Genomic DNA, 16,233 nt, shown 5'->3' with positions numbered 1-16,233 from the left:
GGCATGTGGCGCACCCCGGGCCCGCCCCCGGCGCCCCCAAGGGCGCCTACGCGTCCCGTCTCCTCAGCAGCGCGTATCCGCCCAGGAGCGCCAGCACCACCCACGCCACCATGATCCCCAGGCCACCCCACGGCCCGTAGGGGGTGTCATCGGCGAAGGGGGTTTTGACCTGCATGATCTTGCTGCCGGCCTGGTCCGGCAGGAAGCGGCCGATCTTCTTCGTGGCCGAGACGTTGCCGAGGATGCTGGAGATCAGGAAGAAGAACGGCATCAGGATGCCGAGCGAGAGCATCGGGCTGCGCAGCATCGCCGCCACGCCCATCGAGAACATCGCGATGAGCGTCATATAGAGCCCGCCGCCGATGACCGCCCGCAGCACCCCGGGGTCACCGATCTCCGCCCGGTAGGGCCCGAGCATCGCCTGCCCCACGAAGAACGCGAGGAAGCTCGTGGCAAGGCCCACGGCGAAGGCGAGCAGCGTCGCCACGAGGACCTTGCTGAAGAGGAAGGCGCCTCGCTGCGGGACCGCCGCGAGCGAGGTGCGGATCATCCCGGTGCTGTACTCGTTGGAGACGACGAGCACCCCGAACACGATCATCGCGAGCTGGCCGAGCGACATCCCCGCGAAGCTGATGAACGTCGCGTCGAAGGACAGCCTGTCCCTGGCGTCCAGATTGTCGTAGTCGTTCCTGGACAGGACGCTGATCAGCGCGCCGAGCGCGACCGTGACGACCACGGCGAGGCCGAGCGTCCACACGGTCGAGGAGACCGACCGGATCTTCGTCCACTCCGACTTCAGTACCTGCGTGGCGGCCATCACTCAGACCCCCTTCCGTCGCTGCTGCCAGCCCTCGCCCCACCCGGCCGCCCGCTCCGGCGGGCTCACCCCCGTAGGGTCCGAGTGAGCGTGGTCCGAGTGCGCGTGGTATTCCACCGACTCCGCGGTGAGCCGCATGAACGCCTCCTCCAGAGAGGCTTGCTGAGGGCTCAGTTCATGGAGTACGAGCCCGTGCCTCGCGGCGAGTTCACCGAGCCGCGCCGAGGCCGTGCCGTCCACCTCGAGCGTGCCGTCGCCCGCTTCGGCAGCGGTGATGCCCTCCTGGTGCAGCACGTCGAGGAGCCGTTCGTGCTCCGGCGAGCGCAGTCGTACGTACGAACGTGAGTTCTGCCGGATGAAGTCGGACATCGAGGTGTCGGCGAGGAGACGGCCCTGGCCGATGACGACGAGATGGTCGGCGGTGAGCGCCATCTCGCTCATCAGATGCGAGGAGACGAAGACCGTACGCCCTTGTGAGGCAAGGGACTTCATCAGATTCCTGATCCAGTGGATGCCCTCGGGGTCGAGGCCGTTGACCGGTTCGTCGAACATCAGGATCTCGGGGTCGCCGAGCAGCGCGCCCGCGATGCCGAGCCGCTGGCCCATGCCGAGCGAGAACCCCTTGGCCTTCTTCTTGGCGACGGCGGTCAGCCCGACGGTGTCCAGGACCTCCCGGACGCGTCCGCGCGGGATGCCGTTGCTCTGGGCGAGGCAGAGCAGGTGGTTGAAGGCGCTTCGCCCGCCGTGCATGGCCTTGGCGTCGAGGAGCGCGCCGATGTACTTGAGCGGGTCCTTCAGCTGGGAGTAGTGCTTGCCGTCGATGCGGACGTCACCCGCTGACGGGTTGTCGAGCCCGAGCATCATGCGCATGGTGGTGGACTTCCCCGCGCCGTTCGGGCCGAGGAAGCCGGTGACGATGCCGGGGTGGACGGTGAAGGTCAGGTTGTTGACGGCCACCTTCTCGCCGTACCGCTTGGTCAGCCCCGAGAGCTCGATCATGCGGCAACGCTAAAACGGCGCAAAGCCCCCTGCCACTGGAGCGGCAGGGGGCTCTGGGAGCACGGGCTCAGCGGGTCTGCTGCGCCGGGACCCCCCGGGAGACCGGCTCGTCGTCGGCGGGCGTCCCGGCGGCGGCCACGGCCGCACCGGTGAGCGTCGCCAGCATCTCGCGCACATTGGTGAGCTGCGCGTTGATGGAGTCGCGGCGGTTGGTGAGCGCCGCGAGCTCCCGCTCGGATTCCGAGCGGATCCGGTCGGCCTTGGCGTTCGCGTCCGCGACGATGTCCTCGGCCTGGCGCTGCGCGGTCTCGACGGTCTGACGGGCGCGACGCTCCGCGTCCGTCCGCAGCTTCTCCGCCTCGAGACGCAGCTGCTCCGCACGGTGCTCGATCTCCGCGAGGCGCTTCTCCGCCTTGGCCTGACGGGACGCCAGGTCACGCTCGGACTGCTCACGCCGCTTGGCGAGGTTCGTCTCGAAGTCGGCGGCGGCCTGCGCGGCCTTGGCGCGCGTCTCCTCGAAGAGGGCGTCCGCCTCCTCACGCTTGGACTGCGCGTCCTTCTGGGCCTCGGCACGCAGCGCGTTCGCCTCGCCCTTGGCCTTCTCGACGATCCGGACGCCCTCGTCCTCGGCCTTCGCCTTGCGCTCGGAGGCGAACGACTCGGCGTCGTTGCGCACCTGCTGGGCGGCGGACTCGGCCAGCTCGCGGTGCTGCTCGGCCGCGCGACGGGCCTCCTCGCGCAGGTCCTTCGCCTCCTCCTCGGCGAGGCGGAGGATCTTCTCGACGCGGGCACCGAGACCGGCGTACGACGGCTCGGCGTCGGCGACCTGGGCCTGGGCGTTCTGCGTTTCGAGGTGCAACTCCTCGATGCGCTTTTCCAGAGCAGTGATACGGGCGAGAGCGCTGTCACGGTCGGAGACGAGCTTGGAGATACGTTCGTCCACCTGAGCGCGGTCGTACCCACGCCGCACAAGCTCGAAGCCGTAGGGGGAAGTGTCGCTCATGGGGTTCCTGTCGAATGAGACCGGTGAGGTGATAGAGGGAATCCTAGGGGTCAAGGCGGCGTGTCATCGAGCAGATGCCTGTTTGATCTGGAGAATGACACCCCTTTTGAGTGGCAAGACGTCAGAGTGCTTGCCAGCGACAGGGCCGAAGGTCCTCTACAGCACGGTAGCCCCTCTTTGGCTAGCCCTCTGACGTCTTGCCACCCGAACGGGTAGATCCGGCCGAAGCCCCCGCCTTGACGCCACCCGATCCTGAACCGCTGTTCGACGACGACTTCGCACCGCCCGTCGGGGCCTCGAAGGACTCCAACGCCTCCAGCACGTCCTGGACACGCGAGATCTCCACGTTGATGTCCTCGCGGCGCCGCACCAGAACCTCAAGCTCGCGCTTGCCCTCCTCGACCGTGCGCGTCGCCTCGGCCTCCGCGTCCGCCTTGATCCGCTCGGCCTCCCCGACCAGCGTGGCCTTCTTGGTCTCGGCCTCCTTCAGCAGCGCCTCGGCCTTCTTCACGGCGGCGATACGGACCTTGCCCGCCTCGGAGTTGGCGTCCGAGACCAGCTCCTTCGCCTTCGCCTGGGCCTCGGCAAGCTGCTCCTCGGCGGCCTTCACCAGCGCGTCGCAGCGCTCGCCCGCGGACTTCATCGCCTCGGCCGACTCGCGGCGCGCACGGGCGTGCAGCTCCTCGATCTCGGCGGTCAGCCGGTCGCGCTGCTCCTCGGAGCGCTCCCTTATGGCGGTCGCGTCGCGCCGGGCGCCGATCAGCAGCTCGTCCGCGTCCGTACGGGCCTTCTCCACCAGGGTGTTGCCCTCGACCGTCGCCTCGGCGACCAGGCGCTCCGCCTCCTTGCGGGCCGCGCCGACCATCGTGTCGGCCTGCGCCTCGGCGTCCGTGGTCGCCTTCAGCGCCTTCTGCTGGGCGTCCGACGTCAGCTTCTCGGCCTCGGCCGCGGCCTTGGTGATGAGCGTGTCGACCTGCTCGGCGGCTTCCTGACGGCGCTTGTTGGCGGCCTGGCGGGCCTCGTCGAGGGTGCGCTCGGCCTCCTCGCGCGCCTGGGACGTGAGCCGCTCGGCCTCCCGCGCCGCGTCCGCCTTGAGCCGCTCGGCCTCGGAGCGGATCCGCTCGGCGTGCTGCTGGGCGGAGTTGACCGACTCGGCGGCCTCGGCGCGCAGCCGCTCCGCGTCACCGGAGGCGTCCGAGATGAGCTTCTCGGCCTTGGCCACGGACTCCGCGCGGACCCGCTCGGCCTCCGCGGCCGTCTCGGCCCTGAGCCGCTCGGCCTCGGTCGTCGACTCGACGCGCAGCCGCTCGGCCTCCGCCCTGCTCTCGCTCTTGACCCGCTCCGCCTCCGTGGTCGACTCCACGCGCAGGCGCTCCGCCTCCGCCGTCGACTCGGACTTGAGGCGCTCGGCCTCCGCGATCGTCTCGTTCTGCAGCCGCTCGGCCTCGCTGCGGGCCTCGCCGATCAGGGTGTCGGCCTGACCCGCCGCGTCGCTGCGGATGCGGTTGGCGTCCTCGCGGGCGTCGGCGCGCGTGCGGGCGGCGTCCTGCTCGGCCTGGGCGATGGTGTCGGATGCCTCCGTGCGCACCCGCTGGGCGTGCTCGGACGCGTCCGAACGCATCCGCTCGGACTCCGCGATCGCGTCCGAGACCGTGCGCTCCGCGAGGGCCTTGGCGGCCTCCGAGGCCTCCGCCGCCTCGCGCCGCATGCGGCTCGCGTCCTCCGCGGCGCGCTCCCGCTCGGCGTGGGCGTCGGCGCGCAGCCGGTCGGCCTCCTCCTGCGCCTCCGTCCTCGTGCGCTCGGCGGCGTGCTCGGCGGCCGAGCGCAGGCCCGCGACCTCTTCCTGCGCCGCCTCGTGCAGGCCGGCGACGGAGTCCCGTACGGACTGGGCGGTCTGTTCGGCGGCCGAGACCATCTCGGTCGCGCGCCGGTCGGCCTCCTCGACGAGGCGGACGGCCTCGGCCTGCGCCTCCTCGACGCGCTTGCGGGCCGATGCGAGCAGTTCCTCGCTCTGCTCGCGGGCCCGCTCGCGCTCCTGGTCGGCCTCCGCGCGCGCGGAACCCAGGGTCTCCTCGGCCTCGCGGCGGCGGCGGGCCGCCTCCTCCTGGGCGGCGGCCAGCTCCTCGGCGGCCTCCGCGCCGACCCGCTCGGCCGCGGCGGCGGCCTCCGCGCGCACCCGGTCGGCGGACTCCTGCGCCTCGGTCTTGAGCCGCTCGGCCTCGGCCGCGGCCTCCGAACGCAGCCGCACGGCAAGGGCCTCGCCCTCGGCGCGGGTCTGCGAGGCGTCGGCGGCCGCCTCGTCGCGCAGCCGCTCGGCCTCCGTCTCCGCCTGCGACTGGAGGGTGCGGATCCGCTCGGCGGACTCCGCGCGCAGCCGGTCGGTCTCGTCCGTGGCCTCCTTGCGCATGCGCGCGGCTTCCGAACGGGCCTCGGTCAGCGCCTGCTCGGCGGCGGCCAGGCGCTCCTCGGCCTCCGTGTGCAGCCGCGTCAGCTCATCGGCGGCCTCGGCCTGCCGTGCCGCTATGGCCCGCTCGGTCTCCTCGCGCAGCGTCCGCGCGGCCTCCTCGGCCTCGGCCTTGGTGGCCTCGGCCTGCTCGGCGGCCTCCTCGCGGTGCCGCTCGGCCTCCGCGCGGGTGCGCTCCAGCGTCTCCTCGGCCTGCGTACGCAGCGTGGTGGCGCGCTCCAGCGCGTCCGAGCGCAGCCGCTCGCTCTCGGCGGTCGCGGCCGTGCGCAGCTCCTCGGCGTCGGCCTTGGCCTTGGCGAGCAGCTCCTCGGCGGACTTGGCCGCCGCCTCGATCTCCTTGACGGCCTCGCGCCGCGCCTCGCCCCGGATGCGCTCGCCCTCGGAGACGGCCTCGGCCCGCAGCTGCTCGGCCTCACCGCGCAGCCTGCGCGCCTCCTCCTGCAGCTCGACGGTCTTGGCGCGGTACTCCTTGGTGTCGTCCTTCGCCGCGCCCTTCAGCTCCTCGGCGATGTCGTGCGCCTGGGCGCGCAGCCGGTCCGCCTCGGTCTCGGCCTCGGAGCGGATCCGCTCGGCCTCGTCGGTGGCGGCCTTCGTGGTCTCCTTGGCGTTCTTCGAGGCCTTGTCCAGGACCTCCTCGGCCGTCCGCGCGGCCTTCGCGAGCTGGCTCGCGGTCTCCTCGGCGGTGATCGTGCGCGCCTTCTCGGCGGCGTCCGCGATCAGCTTCTCGGCCTGCGCGCGAGCGTCGGCGATCAGCTGCTCGGCCTCGGACTTGGCGGACTCGGCCTCCTTGGTGGCCTCGCCGACGAGCCGGGCGACCTGCTCCTTGGCGGTGCGCGTGCGCTGCTCGCCCGCTGCCTCGGCGGCCGCGAGCTGCTTGCCCGCGCTCTCCTTCGCCTCGGCGAGCACCTTCTCGGCCTCGGCGCGCGCCTCGCGCAGCGCCGCGTCGGCCTCGGCGATGCGCTGCTCGGCCGCGCGGCTCGCCTCGGCGGCCTGGCGGCGGGCCTGCTCGGACTCGGTGGCCGTGGTGGAGCGCAGCTGCTCGGCGTGGTCGGTGGCCTCCTGGGCCTGCGTGGAGGCGGCGTTCAGGAGGCGCTCGGCGTCCGAGCGGGCGCGGCGCAGGATGGCCTCGGCCTCTGCGCGGGCGGCCTCCGCGTCGCTCGCCAGGCGGCGGCGGGCCTGCTCGGCGACGCGCTCGGCCTCGGCGCGGGCGGCGGCCAGGGACTGCTCGGCCTCGGCGCGCGACTCGTCCAGGAGGCGGCGGGCCTGCTGCTCGGTGCGGGCGCGCAGCTGCTCGGCCCAGGCCACGTTCTCGTTGACGTGGGACTCGACGGTCTGGCGGCGCTCGGCGAGCTCCTGGTCGAGCTGCTGGCGGCGCGCGACGGCCTCGGCGTGCAGCTCGGACTGGAGGCGGGCCTGCTGCTCGGCGTGCTCCTGGAGGATGCGCTGCGTCTGCGCGCGGGCGTCGCGCAGCTCGCGCTCGGCGTCCGCGCGCAGCTGCTCGGCCTGGATCTGCGCGTTGCGCAGCAGCTGCTCGGCCTGGTAGCCGATGTCCGCGCTGTCGTAGGCAGGGCGGTTCGCGAGGTTGCGGCGCGCCTCGTGCAGCTTGGCGCGCAACACCTCGACCTGGTAGCCGAGGTCCTCGGCGTGCTGGACGGCTTTCTCCCGCTCGGTCTTCAGCCGGTCCATCTCGGCCTCGAACCGCGAAAGACTGTCGGTCTCAGCCCGCGAGTTCTCTTGGCGTTCGTAGCCCCGCACTGCGCGGTCCCATCCGTCCCCTGGTCGCAAGTCTCCAACGAGCCCCGTCCATCCGCCGAACGGGACCCCCGGGGGAATGGTGTCAGATCAACGGCGGAGCATCAGTCGCTGCCCCGACCCTCGTCCCCCGAAACCCGGACCCCGGCACGCGGCCGCCCAGGTTTCGGGCAGCCTGCCGCCCCGACTTCGGACGGCCAGTCACTAACCCTACCGGCCCAGATATACGGAGGTCAGTGCTCCGGTGTCTCGGAGGGCGCCGAAGTGACGAGTTCGGTCAGCACCCCGTGGCAGTCCTTGGGGTGCAGGAACGTGATGCGGGACCCCATGGAACCGATGCGCGGCTCCTCGTACAGAACGCGTACGCCCTTGTCCTTGATGGCCGCGGCGTCGCCGTCCACGTCCGCGGTGCCGAAGGCGATGTGGTGCACGCCCTCACCGTTCTTGGCCAGCCATTTGCCGACCGCGGAGTCCTCGCGGGTGGGTTCGAGGAGCTGGAGGTAGGAGGCGCCCCCGTCACTGGTCTCGTTGATCTTGAGCATGGCCTCCCGCACGCCCTGCTCCTCGTTGACTTCGGTGTGGAAGACCGTGAATCCGTACGTCTCCCGGTAGAACTCGACGGTCTTGTCGAGGTCGAAACAGGCGATCCCGATGTGGTCGATTCGCGTCAGCATGCTCCAAGTGCAGCGCTTCACGCGGTGATTACGCAACGTGCGCGCGATCACACTCGTCGCCCGATGACGTGCGACGTACCGCTCAGTACATTCAGATAAACCCTCGTTAACTTCTCCTCCCAAGGGGCCGTGGCACATGTCTCGAACGTCCGGTACCACCTCAGTGATCGTCGCGGGCGCCCGTACGCCCATGGGTCGCCTGCTCGGCTCCCTGAAATCCTTCTCGGGTGCGGACCTGGGGGGCTTCGCGATCAAGGCCGCGCTCGACCGGGCCGGCATCGGAGGCGACCAGGTCCAGTACGTGATCATGGGCCAGGTGCTCCAGGCCGGGGCAGGGCAGATCCCGGCGCGCCAGGCCGCCGTCAAGGCGGGCATCCCCATGAACGTCCCCGCGCTCACCGTCAACAAGGTCTGTCTCTCGGGCCTCGACGCGATCGCCCTCGCCGACCAGCTGATCCGCGCCGGCGAGTTCGACATCGTCGTCGCGGGCGGCCAGGAGTCGATGACCAACGCCCCGCACCTGCTCCCCAAGTCGCGCGAGGGCCACAAGTACGGCGCGATCGAGATGCTCGACTCGATGGCGTACGACGGCCTGACCGACTCCTTCGAGGGCGTCGCGATGGGCGAGTCGACCGAGAAGCACAACAGCCGCCTCGGCATCGGCCGCGCCGAGCAGGACGAGATCGCCGCGCTCTCGCACCAGCGGGCCGCCGCCGCGCAGAAGAACGGCCTGTTCGAGGCCGAGATCACGCCGATCGAGATCCCGCAGCGCAAGGGCGACCCGGTGCTCTTCGCCAAGGACGAGGGCATCCGCGCCGAGACCACCGCCGAGTCCCTCGGCAAGCTGCGCCCCGCCTTCGCCAAGGACGGCACGATCACCGCGGGCACGTCCTCGCAGATCTCCGACGGCGCCGCGGCGGTCGTCGTCATGTCCAAGGCCAAGGCCGAGGAGCTGGGCCTGCAGTGGATCGCGGAGATCGGCGCGCACGGCAATGTGGCGGGCCCCGACAACTCGCTGCAGTCCCAGCCGTCCAACGCCATCCGGCACGCCCTGAAGAAGGACGGCCTCGACGTCGCGGACCTGGACCTCATCGAGATCAACGAGGCCTTCGCCGCCGTCGCGGTGCAGTCAATGAAGGACCTCGGAGTGTCCTCGGAAAAGGTGAACGTCAACGGCGGCGCCATCGCGCTGGGTCACCCGATCGGGATGTCCGGCGCGCGTGTCGTGCTGCACCTCGCCCTTGAGCTGAAGCGGCGCGGCGGCGGTGTCGGCGCGGCGGCGCTGTGCGGTGGCGGCGGCCAGGGCGACGCGCTGATCCTCAAGGTGGCGAAGGGCTGACCCCCGGGTTCCGCTTGCCCGTGGTGTGCCGTACGTAGTGAACGGAGCTGTCTCATGCAGGACGTCCCCTCCCTGGTGGCGCAGGCCCGCGAGGGCAGGCCGCGGGCCGTGGCCCGGCTGATCTCACTGGTCGAGGGGGCGTCGCCGCAGCTGCGTGAGGTGATGGCGGCGCTCGCTCCGCTGGCGGGGCACGCGTATGTGGTGGGGATCACCGGGTCGCCCGGCGTCGGCAAGTCCACGTCGACGTCCGCGCTGGTCAGCGCCTATCGGCGGGCCGGGAAGCGGGTCGGCGTACTCGCCGTGGACCCCTCGTCGCCCTTCTCCGGGGGCGCGCTCCTCGGTGACCGGGTGCGGATGTCGGACCACGCGTCCGACCCCGGCGTCTACATCCGCTCCATGGCGACCCGCGGCCACCTCGGCGGGCTCGCGTGGGCCGCCCCACAGGCGATCCGCGTCCTGGACGCGGCGGGCTGCGACGTCGTACTGGTGGAGACCGTCGGCGTGGGGCAGTCCGAGGTCGACATCGCCTCGCAGGCGGACACCTCCGTGGTCCTGCTCGCGCCGGGCATGGGCGACGGGATCCAGGCGGCCAAGGCCGGGATCCTGGAGATCGGCGATGTGTACGTGGTCAACAAGGCGGACCGCGACGGCGCGGACGCCACCGCGCGGGAGCTGAACCACATGCTCGGCCTCGGCGAGTCCCGCGGTCCCGGGGACTGGCGGCCGCCCATCGTGAAGACGGTCGCGGCGCGGGGCGAGGGCATCGACGAGGTCGTCGAGGCGCTGGAGAAGCACCGGGCGTGGATGGAGGAGCGGGGGGTCCTCGCCGAGCGGCGGGTCTCCCGTGCCTCCCGTGAGGTGGAGACCATCGCGGTCACCGCGCTGCGGGAGCGGGTCGGCTCCCTCCACGGCGACCGGCGGCTCTCCGCGCTGGCGGAGCGGATCGTGGCGGGGGAGCTCGATCCGTACGCGGCCGCGGATGAGCTGGTGGCGGGCCTCACCGCTGGATGACCTGTGCGTGCGTCGCGCGGGTGGGCGGCCGGGCGCGCTCCTCAGTTCCGGAAGAGGCGCCAGAACGCCAGGGCGGTCTCCTCGGCCGGAGCAGGTGCGTCGTCGTCGACCCAGGTGGCGATCACGCCGATCAGCGCTCCAGCGCCTGGGGAGGGAGAAGCAGACCGCGCCGCATCTGAGGGTGGCCGCCGCCATGACGCCGGAGTTCGCCTGACAGCACCGAGAGGGCGGCGTCCAGAGACGCCGCCCTCGGGGGGACGGGGGGTGCGGTGGCCGGGTGTCAGTCGTCCGAGCCGTCGTTGTCCTGGGCGTCACGGTCGTCGTGGTCGTCCGAGCCGTCGTGGTCCCGGTCGTCACGGTCGTCGTGGCGGTCCGCGGTGACCTTGCCGGTCTTCAGGTCGACCTTCCACTCGGACTCGGCGCCCTTGGCGCCCGTCGTCTCGACGCCCCAGGCGCCGGCCTTGCCGTCGTCGTCCAGGTCGACGGAGGTCACCTTGCCCTTGGCGGCACCGGCGCGCGCGGCGTCCTCGGCGCTGGTGGAGGCGCCCTTGAGCGCGGCGTTCACCCGGGCGGTGTCGGCGGCGTCGTCACCGTCGTCGTCCTTGTCGACCCAGGTGCCGAGCACCTTGCCCGTGCCGGGGTCGACCTCGACCTCGTGCCAGGTGTTGCCCTTCAGGATGTCGACGCCCCAGACCAGGCCGCCGTCCTCCTCGTCAAGATCGGCGGAGACCGCGGTGCCGGGGGTCTTCGCGAGGGCCGCCTTGATCGCTTCCGCGGCCGTCACCTTGGCGGCCTTGGCCTCGGCGGTGTTCTCCGCGGCGTCGTCGCGGTCGTCGCGGTCGCCACCCTTGCGGTCGTCCCGGTCGTCCCGGTCGTCCTGGTCGTCCCGGTCATCGCGGTCGTCGTCCTTGCGGTCGTTGTCCTTGACCTGGACGCTCGACTGCTTGGCGGCGGTCTCGTCGTCGCCGGTGGTCGCGAGGGCGGTGGCGGTGCCTCCCGTGATCAGGGCCGCGGCGGCGACGGTGGCGATGACGATGTTGCGCTTCATGGAGTTCCTCCCGAGATGGTCGGCGAGTGTGGCGGCGGCCGGGGCCGCTGCCGTTCGCTTTCGATGAGGACCAATCTGGCCGAACGATCCTGAACGGAAGCTGAAGCCGCCTGAAGAACTCTTCAGCTTCGCTCTGCGACCCTGAGCGCATGCGTTTGTTGATCGTGGAGGACGAGAAGCGGCTTGCCCTGTCGCTCGCCAAGGGCCTGACCGCCGAGGGCTACGCCGTCGACGTCGTCCACGACGGCGTCGACGGACTGCACCGGGCGAGCGAGGGCACGTACGACCTGGTCATCCTCGACATCATGCTGCCCGGCATGAACGGCTACCGCGTCTGCTCCACGCTGCGCGCCGCCGGCCACGACGTGCCGATCCTGATGCTCACCGCCAAGGACGGCGAGTACGACGAGGCGGAGGGGCTGGACACGGGCGCCGACGACTACCTCACCAAGCCGTTCTCGTACGTCGTACTTGTGGCCCGGGTGAAGGCGCTGCTGCGCCGCAGGGGCAACGGTGGCCCGTCGCCCCTCCACACCCTGGGCGACCTCAAGGTCGACACGGCCGCGCGGCGCGTCTTCCGCGGCGAGGACGAGATCACCCTCACCGCCAAGGAGTTCGCGGTCCTCGAGCAGCTTGTGCTGCGGGCCGGGGAGGTCGTCTCCAAGGGCGACATCCTGGAACACGTCTGGGACTTCGCTTATGAAGGGGACCCGAACATCGTCGAGGTGTACGTGAGCACGCTGCGCCGCAAGCTGGGCGCGGCGCTCATCAAGACGGTGCGCGGCGCCGGTTACCGTCTCGAGGCCCCGCGATGAGGCGGCTGTTCGGTTCCGTGCGCGCCCGGGCCACGCTCGGCGCGAGCCTGGTCGTGGCCCTCGCGCTGATCGCGGCGGGCGCCGCCGTGCTGCTCTCGCTGCGCGCCAACCTCACCGGCCAGGCGGACGGCCGCGCCGACGCCGCCGCCCGCGAGGTCGCCTCCCAGCTGGCGACGGGCCGGGCGTACGGCGATCTCGACCTGCCCGACGGTGAGGAGGCCCCCGTCCAAGTGGTCGACGAGAACGGCAAGTTGGTGGCCGCGAGCGAGGACCTGGAGCGCATCAGCGGCACCGGGGTCGACGCGGTCAAGCCCGGCTCCGCCGCCGCGAAGCCCTCCGGGGATGGTGACGGGGATGCCGATTCCGACGGCGGCGAGAGCGGCGGCGAGGGCGGCCCCGAGCCCGGCGACCCCGGCGACCCCGCCGAGCCCGGCGAGATCGACGACGAGGCCGACTACACCGACGGCTCCGCCACCGTCGACGGCGAGAGCGCCGACTACCGCTTCGCCGCCGTCGAGGTGAGCACGGATGCCAGGGGCGACCTCACCGTCTACGCGGGCGGCTCGCTCGCCGACGAACAGAGCGCGGTGTCGACGGCGTTGACGTCCATGCTCATCGGCTTCCCCCTGCTGCTCGGCGTCGTCGCGGGCGTCACCTGGCTGGTGACGCGCCGCGCGCTGCGCCCGGTGGCCGCGATCACCGCCGAGATGTCCGCGATCACCGCGTCGGAGGACCTGGCGCGCCGCGTGCCCGAGCCGGACACGCACGACGAGATCGCCCGTCTCGCCCGCACGACGAACGAGACGCTGACCGCTCTGCAGACCTCCGTGGAGCGCCAGCGGCGCTTCGTGGCGGACGCCTCGCACGAGCTGCGCAGCCCCATCGCCTCGCTGCGCACCCAGCTCGAAGTCGGCGCCGCGCACCCGGAGTTGCTGGACGTCGACGGCGCCGTCGAGGACACCGTGCGGCTCCAGGAACTCGCCGCCGACCTGCTCCTGCTCGCCCGCCTCGACGCGGGCGAGAAGCCCGGCGAGGGGCGCGTCGATCTGGCGGCCTTCGTCCGGGAGGAGCTTTCGCAGCGCACCCGGGACCGTGTCGACGTACACACGGAGCTGAAGAGCGTCGAGGTCGCGGGCTCCCGCGGCCAGTTGGCGCGGGTGCTCGGCAACCTTGTGAACAACGCGCAGCGGCACGCCCGCTCCCGCGTCACGGTCACCACCCGGGCCGATGGCGCGTGGGCGGTCCTTGAGGTGACCGATGACGGAAGCGGGGTGCCCCCGGGCGAACGGGAGCGGATCTTCGAGCGGTTCGTACGTCTGGATGACGCGCGGACCCGGGACGAGGGCGGGGCCGGTCTTGGCCTCGCGATCGCACGGGACGTGGCGGCGCGGCACGGCGGCACGCTCGGGGTCGGGGAGGCGCCGTCCGGGGGTGCGCTCTTCGAGCTACGGCTGCCGCGCCCTCAGTCGTCGGAGCGTTGAGGGGTGGCGCGGCCGGTCGCGGAAGGCTCAGGGCTTGCCGCGCTGGGAGCGCAGGTGCTCGGCGATGGGGGTCAGGGCCTTGTGCAGCTCGCCGAGCGCCTCGGGGGAGACGAGGTCGACGAAGTGCCGCCGCACGGAGGCGACGTGGTGCGGGGCCACCTTCTGCATGGTCTCCATGCCCTCCTCGGTGAGGACGGTGTAGAGGCCGCGCCGGTCGGACTCGCAGTTCTCACGGCGCACCAGGCCCGCGTTCTCCATGCGGGTGATCTGGTGGGACAGGCGGCTCTTGGACTGCAGGGTGGCGGCGGCGAGATCGCTCATGCGCATCCGCAGCTCGTCCGATTCGGAGAGATGCACGAGAATGTCGTAGTCGTTCATGGTCAGGTTGAACGGCTGAAGGTCCTTTTCGAGCTGATACGTCAGCATCCTGTTGACCTCCACGTGGGTGCGCCAGGCGCACTGTTCCTCGTCGGTCAGCCACTGCGGGGCCGTCTCGGTCTCCATGGAATCGATTCTACCTAAGAAGTTGAAAGGTGAACGAATGGTGGGATGTGACGCGCCTCGCATCCCCTGGTCGCGGGGAGGGGCACAGGCGTTCGCCGTCACACTCCGCAGACTACCGCTCACAGCCCGAAGCGACGCTGGAGGTCCCCCAGTTGTCCGGGAAGACGCGGTGCGCCGGATTGCGGACCCGGTGGAGTGGGAGCGCTCCTCCCACTCGGCACCCCCGCCTGCTCCGGCACCCCTCCCGTCGCCTGCTCGGGCATGAGCGCCTCGGTCGACTGGAGCAGTACCGTGCCGGCCCCCACGAACTCGAACTGGTGCTCCTCCCCGGAGGCGCCGCCGACGCCGGTCAGTGCCCGCAGGCCTCCGATCACACCGGTGAGGTAACCGTGGTCATAGTGATGGCACGGTGAAGGGCAGTCCGCCCACCCCACGAGCGCCTGTGGATCGACGCGGATCGGCGGTTCCATGAACACCACCGGACCGTTCGACGCGGCCACGAACTTTCCGGTTCCGATGAGTGTCAGGAAGCCCGGAACGATCGACTGCTTCAACGCGAGAGTTGGCTGAAAAGCGAGGAGGTTGCCCGAGCGAATGGTCAGGTTGCCCTCATCCAGGTCGTACGAATTGACGTCGAATGCCCGGTCGGCGAGGAGCATCTTGCCCTGGCCGTCCGCCACCACCCAGTCACTTGCGTGCAGCGGCGAATGAAAACTGGTCCGGACCAGACGGTCGAGACGGCCGTGCCCGATGCCGTTGAAGTCGATCCGCCCGTAGTAGGCGATCATCTTCCCCTTCTGCAGGAACCACTGGCTTCCCTTCAGCTCCACGCAGAAGGTGTACGCGTTCACGTTGTCGTCGCTCGGCAGGGTCAGGGGGTCGAAGACCGCGGGCGCGCCCGCCGGGGTCGATACGTGCGGATTCACAGCTTCTCCTCCGAGGCCTGTACGAACACCACGCCGCTGCCCGACAGCTCCAGCTGGAACGCCTCGCCGGAGCCGCGGCCCACCATGTCGCGCCAGCCGAGCGCGGTGGAGAGCTTGTTGCGCACGTCGCCGTGGTGGGCCACATAGGCCTGGGGGTCGACGTGCACCGGGCGCTGGGGGGTGATCGGGACCTCGATCACGCCGCCGTGCGCCATCACGGCGACCGCGCCGTGGCCCTTCAGGGTCGTGGTGAACAGGCCCTGGCCGGTGACCTGGCCGCGCACCATGCCCATGACGCCGCCCTGGGAGCCCATGAACATCGTGCCCTGCCGGAGCGTGCCGTCGAAGGCCAGGAGGCGGTCCGCCTCCACATACAGCGTGTCTCCGGAGAGGCCGATCACCTGGATGTGGTGGCCGCCGTGCCCGAACAGGACCGTCCCGCTGCCCTCGACGGTCATCAGGGGTGTCGCCTCGCCCGCGACCCGGCGGCCGATCATGGACGCCAGACCGCCCTGGCCGCCCTGGAGGTTGGGAGTGAAGGAGACGTCTCCCTGATAGGCGAGCATGGCGCCGCGCTGGCTGAAGATCTTGGCGCCCGGCGCCACCGTCGCCTCGACCATCTTCGAGTTGATCTCCCGGAAGGGCATGTCAGACGTCCCCCGCGATCGTGGTGCGCTCACTGGGCTGTACGTAGACCAGGCCGTCGCCCTCAAAGCGGATCTGGAAGGCCTCGCCGCCGCCCTCGCCCATGAACGTGCGGAAGGTGACGCCGGACTGGAAGCTCTGGCGGACATCGCCCTGATGCGCGATATACGCCCCCGGGTCGACCGTCAGCGGATACTGCCGGGAGACGCGCAGCACCACGGCGGGGCCGTCGGAGACGATCGCCGCCTGGCCCGTGCCCTCCACGGTCGTCGTGAACAGGCCGTTCCCCTGGGTCGCGCCGCGCAGTCCCGTGAAGCTGGTGCCGGTGCGCAGGCCGGCGTCGGTGCACAGCAGATTGCCCGCCTCCACATACAGCTTCTCGCCGCGCAGCTCCACGAGGTTGATCTCCGTCGCACGGTCGGCGAACCAGCACGTGCCGTGCCCCTTCACCTCCATCACCGTCATCTGCTCGCCGGTGACGCGGCGGGTCACCATGCCGCGTATGCCCTCGCCGCCGCCGGACATCTTTTTGAAGGCCATCTGGCCGTCATAGGCGACCATCGAGCCGTTCTTCGCCTTCACCGCGTCGCCCGTCATGTCGACGGCGAGCACTCTGCTCCCCTGGAGCCGGAACGTAGCCACGAATCGACGGTAGCCGCCCCGTACCCACCCAGAACAGGGTGAAGGGCCCTGAGCGAACCCGGAGAACACCCCGATGTCACAATGAGGGTCGCTTGTGCGCCCGTTCACAAGAT

The 16,233-nt window shown here is 71.2% G+C and carries 14 protein-coding genes; 4 read left to right on the top strand and 10 right to left on the bottom strand.

The window, feature by feature from the left end:
- Positions 1 to 46: 46 nt before the first annotated feature.
- The 5 genes from GKQ77_RS13495 to mce form a co-directional block, all read right to left on the bottom strand.
- Positions 47 to 817, bottom strand: a complete 771-nt coding sequence (locus tag GKQ77_RS13495) for an ABC transporter permease (protein WP_219688965.1) — start codon at positions 815 to 817, stop codon at positions 47 to 49.
- Positions 818 to 820: 3 nt separating this feature from the next.
- Entirely contained in the window at positions 821 to 1,816 is a 996-nt protein-coding gene (locus tag GKQ77_RS13490; protein WP_219688964.1) for an ABC transporter ATP-binding protein, read from the bottom strand.
- Between the two features lie 67 nt (positions 1,817 to 1,883).
- A complete protein-coding gene (locus GKQ77_RS13485) occupies positions 1,884 to 2,819 on the bottom strand; it encodes a coiled-coil domain-containing protein (protein ID WP_030789382.1) in 936 nt (311 codons plus the stop codon).
- 181 nt (positions 2,820 to 3,000) lie between these two features.
- A complete protein-coding gene (scy, locus tag GKQ77_RS13480) occupies positions 3,001 to 7,038 on the bottom strand; it encodes a polarized growth protein Scy (RefSeq protein ID WP_219688963.1) in 4,038 nt (1,345 codons plus the stop codon).
- A gap of 230 nt (positions 7,039 to 7,268) precedes the next feature.
- Entirely contained in the window at positions 7,269 to 7,709 is a 441-nt protein-coding gene (gene mce, locus GKQ77_RS13475) for a methylmalonyl-CoA epimerase (protein WP_125515146.1), read from the bottom strand.
- 136 nt (positions 7,710 to 7,845) lie between these two features.
- Here mce and GKQ77_RS13470 point away from each other — a divergent pair, with 136 nt between their 5' ends.
- Both GKQ77_RS13470 and meaB read left to right on the top strand, forming a co-directional pair.
- The gene (locus GKQ77_RS13470) at positions 7,846 to 9,048 is read left to right on the top strand and encodes an acetyl-CoA C-acetyltransferase (RefSeq protein ID WP_219688962.1); all 1,203 of its coding nucleotides are present in this window, start codon (positions 7,846 to 7,848) and stop codon (positions 9,046 to 9,048) included.
- 54 nt (positions 9,049 to 9,102) lie between these two features.
- Positions 9,103 to 10,059, top strand: a complete 957-nt coding sequence (meaB, locus tag GKQ77_RS13465; RefSeq protein WP_219688961.1) for a methylmalonyl Co-A mutase-associated GTPase MeaB — start codon at positions 9,103 to 9,105, stop codon at positions 10,057 to 10,059.
- 280 nt (positions 10,060 to 10,339) lie between these two features.
- Here meaB and GKQ77_RS13460 read toward each other — a convergent pair whose 3' ends face one another.
- Complete coding sequence (locus tag GKQ77_RS13460; RefSeq protein ID WP_219688960.1) at positions 10,340 to 11,107, bottom strand: PepSY domain-containing protein; 768 nt, start codon at positions 11,105 to 11,107, stop codon at positions 10,340 to 10,342.
- A 149-nt stretch (positions 11,108 to 11,256) separates the two neighbouring features.
- Between GKQ77_RS13460 and GKQ77_RS13455 the strand changes: the two genes are divergently transcribed.
- Entirely contained in the window at positions 11,257 to 11,922 is a 666-nt protein-coding gene (locus GKQ77_RS13455) for a response regulator transcription factor (protein ID WP_125515152.1), read from the top strand.
- Entirely contained in the window at positions 11,919 to 13,403 is a 1,485-nt protein-coding gene (locus GKQ77_RS13450; protein ID WP_219688959.1) for a sensor histidine kinase, read from the top strand. The genes GKQ77_RS13455 and GKQ77_RS13450 overlap by 4 nt, the downstream gene beginning before the upstream one ends.
- A gap of 27 nt (positions 13,404 to 13,430) precedes the next feature.
- Here GKQ77_RS13450 and GKQ77_RS13445 read toward each other — a convergent pair whose 3' ends face one another.
- The 4 genes from GKQ77_RS13445 to GKQ77_RS13430 form a co-directional block, all read right to left on the bottom strand.
- On the bottom strand, positions 13,431 to 13,907 hold the full coding sequence (locus GKQ77_RS13445) for a MarR family winged helix-turn-helix transcriptional regulator (RefSeq protein ID WP_125515154.1): 477 nt from the start codon (positions 13,905 to 13,907) through the stop codon (positions 13,431 to 13,433).
- A gap of 119 nt (positions 13,908 to 14,026) precedes the next feature.
- On the bottom strand, positions 14,027 to 14,833 hold the full coding sequence (locus GKQ77_RS13440) for an AIM24 family protein (protein WP_219688958.1): 807 nt from the start codon (positions 14,831 to 14,833) through the stop codon (positions 14,027 to 14,029).
- Positions 14,830 to 15,480, bottom strand: a complete 651-nt coding sequence (locus GKQ77_RS13435) for an AIM24 family protein (protein WP_219688957.1) — start codon at positions 15,478 to 15,480, stop codon at positions 14,830 to 14,832. Before GKQ77_RS13435 ends, GKQ77_RS13440 begins: the two co-directional genes overlap by 4 nt.
- A 1-nt stretch (position 15,481) precedes the next feature.
- A complete protein-coding gene (locus GKQ77_RS13430; protein WP_150477353.1) occupies positions 15,482 to 16,120 on the bottom strand; it encodes an AIM24 family protein in 639 nt (212 codons plus the stop codon).
- Positions 16,121 to 16,233 lie beyond the last annotated feature (113 nt).

This window comes from Streptomyces anatolicus (assembly GCF_019400875.1).
In the GTDB taxonomy this organism is placed as follows: Bacteria; Actinomycetota; Actinomycetes; order Streptomycetales; family Streptomycetaceae; genus Streptomyces; species Streptomyces anatolicus.
This window is presented reverse-complemented; position numbering and strand designations above follow the sequence as displayed.

Excerpts from the sequence above, each read along its gene's own strand:
- GKQ77_RS13490 (WP_219688964.1), bottom strand. The coding sequence starts at position 1,816 with ATGATCGAGCTCTCGGGGCTGACCAAGCGGTACGGCGAGAAGGTGGCC.
- GKQ77_RS13435 (WP_219688957.1), bottom strand. The coding sequence starts at position 15,480 with ATGCCCTTCCGGGAGATCAACTCGAAGATGGTCGAGGCGACGGTGGCG.
- GKQ77_RS13495 (WP_219688965.1), bottom strand. The coding sequence starts at position 817 with ATGGCCGCCACGCAGGTACTGAAGTCGGAGTGGACGAAGATCCGGTCG.
- GKQ77_RS13470 (WP_219688962.1), top strand. The coding sequence starts at position 7,846 with ATGTCTCGAACGTCCGGTACCACCTCAGTGATCGTCGCGGGCGCCCGT.
- mce (WP_125515146.1), bottom strand. The coding sequence starts at position 7,709 with ATGCTGACGCGAATCGACCACATCGGGATCGCCTGTTTCGACCTCGAC.
- meaB (WP_219688961.1), top strand. The coding sequence starts at position 9,103 with ATGCAGGACGTCCCCTCCCTGGTGGCGCAGGCCCGCGAGGGCAGGCCG.
- GKQ77_RS13485 (WP_030789382.1), bottom strand. The coding sequence starts at position 2,819 with ATGAGCGACACTTCCCCCTACGGCTTCGAGCTTGTGCGGCGTGGGTAC.
- GKQ77_RS13445 (WP_125515154.1), bottom strand. The coding sequence starts at position 13,907 with ATGGAGACCGAGACGGCCCCGCAGTGGCTGACCGACGAGGAACAGTGC.
- GKQ77_RS13455 (WP_125515152.1), top strand. The coding sequence starts at position 11,257 with ATGCGTTTGTTGATCGTGGAGGACGAGAAGCGGCTTGCCCTGTCGCTC.
- GKQ77_RS13450 (WP_219688959.1), top strand. The coding sequence starts at position 11,919 with ATGAGGCGGCTGTTCGGTTCCGTGCGCGCCCGGGCCACGCTCGGCGCG.
- GKQ77_RS13460 (WP_219688960.1), bottom strand. The coding sequence starts at position 11,107 with ATGAAGCGCAACATCGTCATCGCCACCGTCGCCGCCGCGGCCCTGATC.